The organism is Methyloversatilis sp. (assembly GCF_030698125.1).
GTDB lineage: Bacteria > Pseudomonadota > Gammaproteobacteria > Burkholderiales > Rhodocyclaceae > Methyloversatilis.
In genome coordinates this window covers 41,114-51,913 of the sequence record NZ_JAUYNV010000026.1, presented here as the reverse complement: position 1 = coordinate 51,913, position 10,800 = coordinate 41,114, and the positions used below count along the sequence as shown (strand labels likewise).

Annotated in this window: 12 protein-coding genes and 1 tRNA gene; 7 read left to right on the top strand and 6 right to left on the bottom strand. The window is 65.3% G+C overall.

Annotation, left to right across the window (positions count from 1 at the left end; translation table 11 throughout):
- Window positions 1-637, top strand: a 637-nt coding sequence (locus Q8Q80_RS11820) for a hypothetical protein (protein ID WP_305633096.1), incomplete at its 5' end; no start/stop codon positions are given.
- Between the two features lie 48 nt (window positions 638-685).
- Here Q8Q80_RS11820 and Q8Q80_RS11815 read toward each other — a convergent pair.
- The 5 genes from Q8Q80_RS11815 to Q8Q80_RS11795 form a co-directional block, all read right to left on the bottom strand.
- Window positions 686-2,035: a sigma-54 dependent transcriptional regulator gene (locus Q8Q80_RS11815; RefSeq protein WP_305633095.1), complete on the bottom strand. Its 1,350-nt coding sequence runs from the start codon at window positions 2,033-2,035 to the stop codon at window positions 686-688.
- Complete coding sequence (locus Q8Q80_RS11810; protein WP_305633094.1) at window positions 2,005-3,639, bottom strand: PAS domain-containing sensor histidine kinase; 1,635 nt, start codon at window positions 3,637-3,639, stop codon at window positions 2,005-2,007. The genes Q8Q80_RS11815 and Q8Q80_RS11810 overlap by 31 nt, the downstream gene beginning before the upstream one ends.
- Complete coding sequence (locus Q8Q80_RS11805) at window positions 3,617-3,859, bottom strand: PP0621 family protein (protein ID WP_305633093.1); 243 nt, start codon at window positions 3,857-3,859, stop codon at window positions 3,617-3,619. The genes Q8Q80_RS11810 and Q8Q80_RS11805 overlap by 23 nt, the downstream gene beginning before the upstream one ends.
- Before the next feature lie 232 nt (window positions 3,860-4,091).
- Window positions 4,092-4,168 (bottom strand) — tRNA-Pro (locus Q8Q80_RS11800).
- A 69-nt stretch (window positions 4,169-4,237) separates the two neighbouring features.
- On the bottom strand, window positions 4,238-5,167 hold the full coding sequence (locus Q8Q80_RS11795) for a polyprenyl synthetase family protein (protein ID WP_305633099.1): 930 nt from the start codon (window positions 5,165-5,167) through the stop codon (window positions 4,238-4,240).
- Window positions 5,168-5,347: 180 nt separating this feature from the next.
- Between Q8Q80_RS11795 and rplU the strand changes: the two genes are divergently transcribed.
- From rplU to proB, 4 genes are all read left to right on the top strand, one after another.
- Window positions 5,348-5,659, top strand: a complete 312-nt coding sequence (rplU, locus tag Q8Q80_RS11790) for a 50S ribosomal protein L21 (RefSeq protein ID WP_069038061.1) — start codon at window positions 5,348-5,350, stop codon at window positions 5,657-5,659.
- 50 nt (window positions 5,660-5,709) lie between these two features.
- Window positions 5,710-5,973, top strand: coding sequence for a 50S ribosomal protein L27 (rpmA, locus tag Q8Q80_RS11785; RefSeq protein ID WP_305615270.1), 264 nt, complete (start codon window positions 5,710-5,712; stop codon window positions 5,971-5,973).
- A 142-nt stretch (window positions 5,974-6,115) separates the two neighbouring features.
- A complete protein-coding gene (gene cgtA / locus Q8Q80_RS11780) occupies window positions 6,116-7,207 on the top strand; it encodes an Obg family GTPase CgtA (protein WP_305633092.1) in 1,092 nt (363 codons plus the stop codon).
- Window positions 7,191-8,306: a glutamate 5-kinase gene (proB, locus tag Q8Q80_RS11775; RefSeq protein ID WP_305633091.1), complete on the top strand. Its 1,116-nt coding sequence runs from the start codon at window positions 7,191-7,193 to the stop codon at window positions 8,304-8,306. The genes cgtA and proB overlap by 17 nt, the downstream gene beginning before the upstream one ends.
- A 9-nt stretch (window positions 8,307-8,315) precedes the next feature.
- Here the strand turns inward: proB and Q8Q80_RS11770 are convergent, their stop codons facing one another.
- Entirely contained in the window at window positions 8,316-9,785 is a 1,470-nt protein-coding gene (locus Q8Q80_RS11770) for a sensor histidine kinase (protein WP_305633090.1), read from the bottom strand.
- A gap of 122 nt (window positions 9,786-9,907) precedes the next feature.
- On the opposite strand from Q8Q80_RS11770, the gene Q8Q80_RS11765 reads away from it, so the two are divergent.
- Window positions 9,908-10,069, top strand: coding sequence for a DUF1328 domain-containing protein (locus tag Q8Q80_RS11765; protein WP_305633089.1), 162 nt, complete (start codon window positions 9,908-9,910; stop codon window positions 10,067-10,069).
- Window positions 10,070-10,108: 39 nt separating this feature from the next.
- Complete coding sequence (locus tag Q8Q80_RS11760) at window positions 10,109-10,747, top strand: response regulator transcription factor (protein WP_305615283.1); 639 nt, start codon at window positions 10,109-10,111, stop codon at window positions 10,745-10,747.
- The last annotated feature ends 53 nt before the right edge of the window (window positions 10,748-10,800 follow it).

Here is a 10,800-nt window from a genome sequence, read left to right as displayed (position 1 = left end):
CGCCACGCGGATCACGCGACAACACGTGTTCGGCGCGCGGGATCGCCTGCGGGGCAGGCTCCTGCGAAAAACACGACTCTTTTCGCTGGGGCGGGCCCGGCCTGTGATCGCCATGCTGATCACGCGACAACACGTGTTCGACGCGCGGGATCGCCTGCGGGGCAGGCTCCTGCGAAAAACACGACTCTTTTCGCTGGGGCGGGCCCGGCCCGCGATCGCCACGCGGATCACGCGGATCACGCGACACCACGTGTTCGACGCGCCGGATCGCCTGCGGGGCAGGCTCCTACGAAAGACATCACGCTTTTTGCTGGGGCGGGCCCGGCCTGTGATCGCCATGCTGATCACGCGACAACACGTGTTCGGCGCGCGGGATCGCCTGCGGGGCAGGCTCCTGCGAAAAACACGACTCTTTTCGCTGGGGCGGGCCCGGCCCGCGATCGCCACGCTGATCACGCGACAACACGTGTTCGGCGCGCGGGATCGCCTGCGGGGCAGGCTCCTGCGAAAAACACCACGCTTCTCGCTGGGGCGGGCCCGGCCCGCGATCGCCACGCGGATCACGCGACAACACGTGTTCGACGCACCGGATCGCCTGCGGGGCAGGCTCCTGCGAAAAGTGCGAGGTCTTTCGTAGGAGCCTGCCCCGCAGGCGATTCGCACCGCGACGCCCGAGATACGACCTTCACTCATTGATGCCCAGCCGCTGCAGGCGGTAGCGCAGCGAGCGGAAGGTGACGCCGAGCAGACGGGCGGCAGCGGTGCGGTTGTAGCGGGTCTTGCGCAGCGCCTCTTCGATGGCGGCGCGCTCCATGCGGTCGAGGTAGTCCTGCAGCGGCAATTCGCCGGCCTGGTCGGCGGGGGCGTCGGCATCGGGCGGCATCAGGCCGAGGTCGGCGGCGTCGATCTGTGAGTCGGCACTCAGCGCGTAGGCGCGTTCGAGCACGTTCTCGAGCTCGCGCACGTTGCCCGGGAAGGGGTAGGCGCACAGCGCGTCGATCGCGGCGCGCGTCAGTACCGGGTGCGCGTTGTCCGGTGCAGCGATGCGCTCGAGCAAGGTCTGCGCGAGCTGTGGAATGGATTCGCGGCATTCGCGCAGGCTGGGCATGCGCAGTTCGAGCACATTGAGGCGGTAGAACAGGTCCTGCCGGAAGCGCCCGTCATCGACCATCTGCTTCAGATTACGGTGCGTAGCGCTGATCAGCCGGATGTCGGTCGGCTCTTCGCTGCGCGCGCCGACCCGGCGCACCGACTTTTCCTGAATGGCGCGCAGCAGCTTCACCTGCATCGAAAGCGGCAGATCGCCGACTTCGTCGAGAAACAGCGTGCCGCCCTTCGCCGCCTGGAAATAGCCTTCGCGGTCGGCATCCGCTCCCGTGAAGGCGCCCTTGGTGTAGCCGAAGAACTCCGACTCGACCAGGGTTTCGGGAATGGCGCCGCAATTGACGGCGATGAACGGCCCGGCGCGGCGCGCACCCAGTTCGTGGATGAGCCGTGCAGCGCGCTCCTTGCCGCTGCCCGATTCGCCCTGGATGTTGACCGGCGCACTGCTGCGCGCCAGCTTGGTGATCATGTCGCGCACGTGCACCAGCGCCGGTGCGTCGCCGACCAGCGCGTCGGCGCCCTGTGCCGGCGAGGCGGCGTTGCGGCCCGGCAGGTCAAGCGCCGAGCGCACCAGCGCGCGCAGCTGTTCGATCGACACCGGCTTGGCGAGGTAGTCGAAGGCGCCCGCCTTCAGCGCGGCCACCGCGTTGTCCATGCTGCCGTAAGCGGTGATGACGGCCACCGGCAGGTCGCGGTGGTGTTCGGCGATGTGGCGCACCAGATCCATGCCTTCGCCGTCGGGCAGACGCATGTCGGTCAGGCACAGCGCGAACTGTTCGCGCGCGAGGAAGTCACGCGCCTGTTCGACGGAGCCGGCCAGCGAAGCGTGCAGGCCCATGCGGGCCAGCGACATGTCGATCAGCTCGCGCAGATCGTCTTCGTCGTCGACCACCAGCACCTTCAGCTCACGTTGTGATCGCCGACGTTCCATGCACCGTCCCAGCTTCTGTTCATGCCGCGTACGCGAAAGTGCGCCCCGGGCGAATTATCCACGAAGTCCAGCCGCGCCCCGTTGGCTTCGCACAGTTCGCGCGCGATGTAGAGGCCGAGGCCGGTGCCCTTGCTGTGCGTGGTGAAGAAGGGCTCGAACAGGTGCGTACGCACCGCGATGTCGATGCCCGGGCCGTCGTCGAGCACTTCGATCAGCGTCGCGTCGTCTTCGCTACGCACGATGATGCGGACTGATTCCAGGCCCTGACTGGCGTAGCGCAGCGCATTGACCACCAGATTCCACAACACCTGATGCAGATGGCCGCGGTCGAACCAGATCACGCCCGCGGCCGGCGCATCGACGCGCACGCGGCTGCGTACCGATGCATCGCGCATCGCCAGTTCTTCGACAAAGTTGCGCGCATAGACGGCCAAGTCGAGCAACTCGGGTTCGGCCCGGTCGCGGCGACCGAGTTCGAGCACGTCGCTGACCAGCCGGTCAAGCCGCAGGCTGTTGTCGCAGATGATGCGGGTGAGTCGGGCCTGCGTTTCGGCACGGCGCTCTTCCTGCAGCAGTTCGGCCGCCTGCGTGATGGCCGACAGCGGATTGCGGATTTCATGCGCCATGCTTGCAGTCAGCCGGCCGAGCGCGGCCAGCTTGATCTGGCGCGCCTGTTCGCGCAGCCGCGCCAGATCTTCGATGAACAGGAGGTGACCGCCCTGCCCGCCCGCCGGCACGCAGCGCACGCGCACCGCGGCCGGCCGCGCCGGCAAGTCGAGCACCATGACGCGTTCGCGGTCGGCCGACGCGATGCCTGACAGCAGGTCGTCGAGCGCGGGCGAAAAGTCGGCCAGCGTGACCGGGCGCGGCATGGTGGGGTCGAGCAGGCGATGTGCCTGCGGATTCGCCTGCGTCACGCGACCATCGGGATCGACCACCAGCACGCCGTCTTCCATGTCGCGGATGACGCGCTCGTTCACCCGCACCTGCTCGGCCAGATCACGCCCGCGCTCGCGCGCCAGCAACTCGTTGGCGATGACGCGCCGCGCCAGCAGGCGCACCGCAATCGCCGTGGCGAAGAAGCCGATGCTGATGGTACCGACCTGCACGAAAGTGGTCGCGTCATCGACCGTGGTGATCGCCTGTATCGACTGCTCGAACAGCATGGCCAGACTGGCCACCGCAGCATAGAACACCGCCAGCCGGCCCTGCCCGACCAGCGCGGCGAAGGCCAGCACGACCACGTGCATGAAGGGCAAACCGCTGCTCGCGCCGCCGCTGGCGTAGGTGAGCAACGTGAGAAAGAAGATGTCCGCCAGCACGCCCAGCGTGAGGCGACCGCCGGATGTCGGCAACGCGCGGTCCGCGCCGAGCATCGTCACCAGCGCGAAGGCCCAGTACGCAAGCGCAGTGCGCGAGAACAGCACTTCGTTGTAGCGGCCGAAGCTGATGTCGCCAGCGAAGCCGAGCACGATGGCCAGCAGCGCCGACGTCATCAGCAGCCGGTACAGGCTGAAGTAGCGCAGTGGCGTCAGGGACGACAGGCTGACGCTGTCGTCGTCGGGCGCCACCGTCGCCGCGTCAGTGGCCGTCGTCGTGCGCATCCGCATGCGCGTCCCGGTGCTCGATGGAACAGTAATGTCGCTCGCCAGCTGCCAGCGCCTCGCCTTCCGGCAGACGCAGGCCACAGTGCGCGCACTGGACGATCTGCTCGATCGCCTTGGTCTCGGGCTTGCGTTCGACCGGATCGGGTTTGCGTGTCTTCTTGAAGAACCACAGCCAGGCGACCAGTACCAGCAGTGCAAAAAAGAGGATTCGGGTCATCGTTGCGCGAAAAGGTCGGGTTCGGCGAATGCCACGGCAACGCGGTACTGCCGCATTGCCTGAACCGCCCGGCAAGCTTACGGCGCAGCCGCGTTTTGCGCGAGCCCTGCGGGCTCGTCGGCGGTCGGCGGGGGATTCGTCATCGGCCAGCGTCTTCGGCGCGCCGCTTTCGACGTAACGACGCGAAAAAACAAAAAAGCCACCTCGGAAGGTGGCTTTTTCGCGGGATTCTTGGTCGGGGAAAGAGGATTCGAACCTCCGGCCCCTGCGTCCCGAACGCAGTGCTCTACCAGGCTGAGCTATTCCCCGATCTGCACGGCCGGTAACCCGTGCAGCACTGCTGTTCCGTCACCCTGCGGCAACGAGGCGCGCATTATGCTAGAACTCGCGCTCAACTGCAAACGCTGCGAGGTCGAACAGACTCTGCATGTATTCGTTGGACGGCAAACCCTGCAGCGCAGCGCTTGCCAGCGCGGCTTCGGCGCGTGCGTGACTGCGTGCCGCATCGATCGCACCACTCGCGACAACCGCTTCGAGCACGGCTGCCCAGTCATCGCGCCCGCCCTCTTCGATCGCATGCCGCACCGCGGCGACCTGTGGCGGCGTACCGTTCTTCATGACGTGGATCAAGGGCAGCGTCGGTTTACCTTCGGCAAGATCGTCGCCGAGATTCTTGCCGATGGATTGTTCGTCGCCGGAGTAATCAAGCACGTCGTCGATCAGTTGAAACGCGGTACCCAGATGCATGCCGAAGCGCGCGAAACGATCTTCGACCTCGGGCGTCGAGCCTGCCAGCAACGCGCCCAGCCGGCTGGCCGCTTCGAACAGCTTGGCCGTCTTGTAGCGGATCACCTGCAGGTAGCGCTGTTCGTCGACGTCGGCGTCGTGGCAATTGAGCAACTGCAGCACTTCGCCTTCGGCGATCACATTGGTGGCTTCGGCCAGCACCGCCTGCACCCGCATGCTGCCCACGCCCACCATCATCTGGAAGGCGCGCGAGTAAAGGAAATCGCCGACCAGCACCGACGCGGCATTGCCGAACAGCGCGTTGGCCGTCTTCGCGCCGCGGCGCAGCTCGGATTCGTCGACCACGTCGTCGTGCAGCAGCGTCGCGGTATGGATGAACTCGACGACCGCTGCCAGTTCGGTCCGATGCGCGCCGGTGTAGCCGCAGGCGCCCGAGGTCAGCAGCACCAGCGCCGGGCGCATGCGCTTTCCGCCGGCTCCGATGATGTACTCGGCCACCTGACGCACCAGCACGACATCGGAATGCAGCCGCTCGCGGATGACCACATCGAGCTGGTTCATGTCGTCGGCGATCAGGCTGTAGAAGCGGTTCAGGGATGGCAAGGCAGGCAGCCGACGCGAAAAACGCGGATGGTAGCAGCGCACGCCCGCCCGTCAAGTTCGTGCATCCAGCACCCTTTGACTTCGGCGTCCGGGCTCGGATATACTTATCGATTCCCTTAAACCTTATTGGGGTTACACATGTACGCGGTCATAAAAACCGGTGGCAAGCAGTATCGCGTTGCCAGCGGCGAAAAAATCAAGGTAGAACAGATACCTGCGGATGTGGGCTCGGAAATCGTGATCGACCAGGTTCTGATGGTCGGCGAGGGCGAATCGGTCAAGATCGGTGCGCCCCTGGTTGCCGGTGCCAGCGTTCGTGCAACGGTGCTCACACAAGGGCGCCACAAGAAGGTGACGATTTTCAAGATGCGCCGCCGCAAGCACTTCCAGAAACATCAGGGGCATCGTCAGAATTACACCGAGCTGCGCATCGAAGCCATCAACGGCTGAGAGTGTTTACAGTGCGTTGATCGCACTGAGCGTATTCAGGAGAGCATGAAATGGCACACAAAAAAGGCGGCGGCAGTACGCGTAACGGTCGCGATTCAGAGTCGAAGCGTCTTGGCGTCAAGAGCTACGGCGGTCAACTGATTTCGGCAGGCAGCATCATCGTGCGTCAGCGCGGTACCGAATTCCACCCGGGCGACAATGTCGGCATGGGCAAGGACCACACGCTGTTTGCGAAGATCGAGGGCGTCGTACAGTTCTCCGTCAAGGGCGCCAGCCGCCGTCGCATGGTGACCATCGTTCCGGCTGCAGCCTGATTCAGGCTCGACGGAACCGAGGCCCTGCCCCCGAGGCAGGGCTTTTTGTTTGTGGCGCCGGCAAGGCACGGTACGGCACCGTACGGCACTGAGGTGGCGTTTTCGTTGTATCCCGCATTGATCCAGTCAGGTGTGAAGCGAAATGAAGTTCTTTGACGAAGCGAAGATAGAAGTCATCGCCGGTGACGGTGGAAATGGCTCTGCCTCGTTCCGGCGCGAAAAATTCATTCCGTTCGGCGGGCCCGACGGCGGTGACGGTGGTCGAGGCGGCAGTATCTGGGCCATCGCCGATCGCAACCTGAACACGCTGATCGATTTTCGCTACACGCGCATGTTCAAGGCCGACAGCGGTGCGAACGGGCGAGGGGCTGATTGTTACGGCCGCGGCGGCGAAGACCGCGAGCTGCGCATGCCGGTCGGCACGACGATTACCGATCTGGCGACCGGCGAAGTCATCGCCGACCTCGACCGCGACGGCGCACGCGCGCTGATCGCCAAGGGCGGTCGCGGCGGGCTGGGCAACCTGCATTTCAAATCGAGCACCAACCGATCGCCGAAGCAGACCACACCGGGTGAGGAAGGCGAGCGGCGCGAACTGAAGCTGGAGCTGAAGGTGCTCGCGGACGTCGGTCTGCTCGGCATGCCGAACGCCGGCAAGTCGACCTTCATCCGTGCCGTTTCCGCGGCGCGTCCCAAGGTAGCCGATTATCCGTTCACCACACTGGCTCCGAACCTCGGCGTGGTGCGCGTCGATGAGTCGCGCAGTTTCGTGCTGGCCGACATTCCCGGCCTGATCGAAGGCGCCGCGGAAGGCGCCGGCCTGGGTCACCAGTTTCTGCGTCACCTGCAGCGCACGCGCCTGCTGCTCCATCTGGTCGACATCGCCCCGTTCGACGAGGCGGCTGACCCGCTGCACGACGCACGAGCCATCGTCGAGGAACTGCGCCGTTATGACGACGCGCTGTACCAGAAGCCGCGCTGGCTGGTGCTGAACAAGATCGACCTGATCCCCGAAGACGAACGTGCGGCGCGCGTGAAGGCTTTCGTCGACGCCTTCGGCGCTGAACGCGTCTTCTCCATTTCGGCGCTGACGCGCATCGGCTGCGACGGCCTGTGCTACGCCGTGATGGACCATGTCGAAGCGACCCGCCCGCCGCCCGAACCGGAACCTGACGTGCGCGATCGCGAAATCACTGAACCCGGCGATGAGAGCGGCGATGAGAGCGCGACTTGAGCGGGCGAAACGGCTGATCGTCAAGGTCGGCAGCGCGCTGGTCACGAACAACGGCGCCGGGCTCGACCTCGGCGCACTGCAGGAGTGGGCGCGCCAGATCGCCACATTGCGCGCTGATGGCCGTGAGGTGCTGCTGGTATCGTCCGGTGCCATCGCGGCCGGCATGCAGCGCCTGGGCTGGGCCACACGGCCGCACGCGATGCATGAATTGCAGGCCGCCGCCGCCGTCGGCCAGATGGGTCTGGCGCAGGCCTATGAAGGGGCCTTCTCCGGCTACGGTCTGGTGTGCGCGCAGGTATTGCTGACGCACGAAGACCTGGCCGACCGCACACGCTACCTGAACGCCCGCTCGACCTTGTCCACGCTGATGGAACTGGGGGTGGTGCCGGTCATCAACGAAAACGACACCGTCGTCTACGAGGAAATCAAGTTCGGCGACAACGACACGCTGGGTGCACTGGTCGCCAATCTGACCGAGGCCGACTGCCTGATCATCCTGACCGACCAGAACGGCCTGTACACCGCCGATCCACGCAAGGACCCGGCCGCCACACTGATCAGCGAGGGCGATGCCGACGATGCGCGATTCGAGGCCATGGCCGGCGGCGCGGGCAGCGGCATTTCGCGCGGCGGCATGATCACCAAGGTGCGCGCAGCACGGCGCGCCGCGCGCAGCGGCGCCGATACGGTGATCGCCAGCGGCCGCGAACAGGACGTACTGCTGCGGCTGGTGCGCGGCGAAGCACTGGGGTCGTATCTGAAGGCCGGCAGTTCGCCGCTGGCCGCACGCAAGCAGTGGCTGGCCGATCATCTGCAGATGGTCGGCACGGTCACCCTCGACGAGGGCGCCGCGCACGCGCTGCGCCAGGGCAAGAGTTTGCTGCCAGTGGGCGTGATCGACGTGCAGGGCCAGTTCGAGCGCGGTGCCGTCGTGGCGTGCCGCGATGCCCAGGGCAACGAGCTGGCACGCGGGCTGATCAATTATTCGGCGTCGGAAACACGCCGCATCGCACGCCGCGCCTCGTCGGAAATCGAGGCGCTGCTTGGCTATATCGACACCGAAGAGCTGATCCACCGCGACAACATGGTGCTCGCCTGATCGCGCTGGTCATTCGCCTGCCGGCAGCGGCAGGCTGAGCGACAGCAACGTGCCGCGTTCCGGTGCGGGGCCGATGCGGAAGCTCCCCCCCAGCGCGTCGGCGCGGTACTTCATGCCGAGCAGACCATGCGACCCGGTCTTGCCGCGCGCCCCGGTGGCGATGCCAACGCCGTCGTCAGCAATCTCCAGCGCGATCTTTCCCTCCGCAACCGACAACGTGATTGTCACGCGACTTGCCTGCGCGTGCTTGCGGATATTGGTCAGCGCCTCCTGCACGACGCGATAGATCGCAATTCCGCGGTCGCGGTCGAGTTCAAGCTCGTCGGGCAACTGCAGCACCAGCTTGAATGGCGCCGACGCGCGGGTTTCATCGGCCAGCGCTTCGAGGGCCGGCAGCAGGCCCAGATGCGTCAGCACGGTCGGCACCAGACCTTCGATGACGCGTCGCTTGATCTGTACGCCCTGCTCCAGGATGTCGCACACGCGGGCCAGCGAATCGACGTCCGGGCTGCCCTGCTTGCGCGCGCGGCGCAGCAGCATCGACGCTTCCATCCGGCTGGCCGTCAGGATGGAGCCAAGCTCGTCGTGCAATTCACGAGCCAGCGACGACTTCTGCCGCTCGGCTTCAGTCTGCAGATGACTCGCCAGTTCCGACAGTTCCTCGGTGCGCACGCGCACCAGCGCATCAAGCTCGTCGCGCGCCTCGCGCAGACGGTTAGCCGTGGCCAGTTCGACCTGACTGCGCATCGAGTAGGCACGCAGCAGCAGGATGAGCAGCAGCACCCCGATGGCCACGACTGCGATGGCCACGCTGCGCTGATGTTCGATCTCCTCGCCCAGCAGCGCCATCTGCTCTTCCAGGTACGCGCGTTCTGTCTTCACCAGCGGTTCAAGCGCTTCGCGCAGCGGCTCCTGCGCGACCACCGACGGCAGGAACACATCCATCACCTCGACCGGACTTGCACCGACCGGCAGCGCACGCATTCGCTTGAGTTCTTCGGCTTCGGCGACGCCTACGCTGCGCACCAGGGCGATGCGCTCCGGATCGATCTGGCGGCGCATCGCCCAGCCGACCACCTCGTCGGCCGCGCTGGCCAGACGCTGCGCCGCGATAAGGTGCTGCTGCAGATGATCGATGGAGGGCTCTTCTATATAGCGGGCTTCGGTCATCGTGACCTGCGCGTTGTCGAACACCAGATCATTCAGCGCGGCCAGCGACAGACGTGAGGCATCGATTTCCTCGCGCGCGCGCTGCATCGACTGGAAGGTGGTTTCGGAAATCACCGTGAAGGCGATGCCCACCGCGACGACCAGCAAGGCGCCCCAGCGGAAGCGCGCCAGCCGCATCAGTACGCTGTCAGTCAGGCGCTCGGCACCACCGGTGGCCGATTCGGCCCTGCGCGCCGCACGCGACAGACCTTCGGTGATGACGCGACGACGTTCCGCGCCGGGTGTCGTACGGCGCTCGACGTCAGACATGTCCGACGCCCTGTCGATGAGGCGGACGACAGCTGCCGACAAGGCAAGGCCCTATCGTCAACCCATGAGCTCCGACGCGGGCGTCGGGCAAGAAAAGTGAGTCATTCACCCAGGAGGCTGCCATGCTGCACTATGCCCTTATCTTCTTCATCGTTGCCCTCATTGCCGCCCTGTTCGGTTTCGGTGGGATCGCCGCCAGTGCAGCGGGTATAGCAAAAATACTGTTTTTCGTCTTTCTGGCGCTGACGCTGGCATCCTTCGTACTCGAGCTGTTCAGACGCTGAGCGTCTGCGGCCCGTGGCACCCACTGAAGGAAATCGATCATGAACAAACGACGCATCCTGCTCGCGGACGATCATCAGATCGTCCGCAACGGCCTGCGCCAGCTCATCAATGGCGAAGCCGATCTCGAAGTCTGCGCCGAAGCGGCGACGAGTGCGGAAACGCTGACGTTGCTGCGACAGCAGGATTTCGATCTGCTGCTGCTCGACATATCGATGCCCGACCGCGACGGCATGGATACGCTGCGCCTGCTGCGCACCCACCGCGCCGACCTGCCGGTACTCATCATCAGCGCCTACGCGGAAGAACAATACGCGCTGAACATGCTGCGTGCCGGTGCCAATGGCTACATCCGCAAGGACGCCGACGTGGAAGACATCCTGACCGCCATCCGCACGGTGTTGCGCGGCCGCCGCTATGTCAGCGATGTCGTGGCCGACCTTCTGACGCAGCGGCTCAATGGTGACAACGACGCGCCAGCGCACCAGCAGCTGTCGGAGCGCGAATTCCAGGTGCTGCACAAACTGGCAACCGGCAAATCGGTCACCGAAATCGCCGAAGAACTGTTCATCAGCGTCAAAAGCGTCAGCACCTACCGCAGCCGTCTGTTGACCAAGCTGAACCTGAAGAGCAATGCCGAACTGACCTATTACGCGCTCAAGAATGGATTGATCGAGTGACGCCGTCTGTCGGCCCCGACCTACAGTTCACCGGGAGCGTTCATGCGAAACTC

What these genes read in the sequence shown, in the direction of transcription:
- Q8Q80_RS11770 (WP_305633090.1), bottom strand. Translation starts at nt 9,785, where the DNA reads ATGTCTGACGTCGAGCGCCGTACGACACCCGGCGCGGAACGTCGTCGC.
- cgtA (WP_305633092.1), top strand. Translation starts at nt 6,116, where the DNA reads ATGAAGTTCTTTGACGAAGCGAAGATAGAAGTCATCGCCGGTGACGGT.
- Q8Q80_RS11815 (WP_305633095.1), bottom strand. Translation starts at nt 2,035, where the DNA reads ATGGAACGTCGGCGATCACAACGTGAGCTGAAGGTGCTGGTGGTCGAC.
- Q8Q80_RS11765 (WP_305633089.1), top strand. Translation starts at nt 9,908, where the DNA reads ATGCTGCACTATGCCCTTATCTTCTTCATCGTTGCCCTCATTGCCGCC.
- rplU (WP_069038061.1), top strand. Translation starts at nt 5,348, where the DNA reads ATGTACGCGGTCATAAAAACCGGTGGCAAGCAGTATCGCGTTGCCAGC.
- Q8Q80_RS11795 (WP_305633099.1), bottom strand. Translation starts at nt 5,167, where the DNA reads ATGAACCAGCTCGATGTGGTCATCCGCGAGCGGCTGCATTCCGATGTC.
- Q8Q80_RS11760 (WP_305615283.1), top strand. Translation starts at nt 10,109, where the DNA reads ATGAACAAACGACGCATCCTGCTCGCGGACGATCATCAGATCGTCCGC.
- proB (WP_305633091.1), top strand. Translation starts at nt 7,191, where the DNA reads ATGAGAGCGCGACTTGAGCGGGCGAAACGGCTGATCGTCAAGGTCGGC.
- Q8Q80_RS11810 (WP_305633094.1), bottom strand. Translation starts at nt 3,639, where the DNA reads ATGCGCACGACGACGGCCACTGACGCGGCGACGGTGGCGCCCGACGAC.
- Q8Q80_RS11805 (WP_305633093.1), bottom strand. Translation starts at nt 3,859, where the DNA reads ATGACCCGAATCCTCTTTTTTGCACTGCTGGTACTGGTCGCCTGGCTG.
- rpmA (WP_305615270.1), top strand. Translation starts at nt 5,710, where the DNA reads ATGGCACACAAAAAAGGCGGCGGCAGTACGCGTAACGGTCGCGATTCA.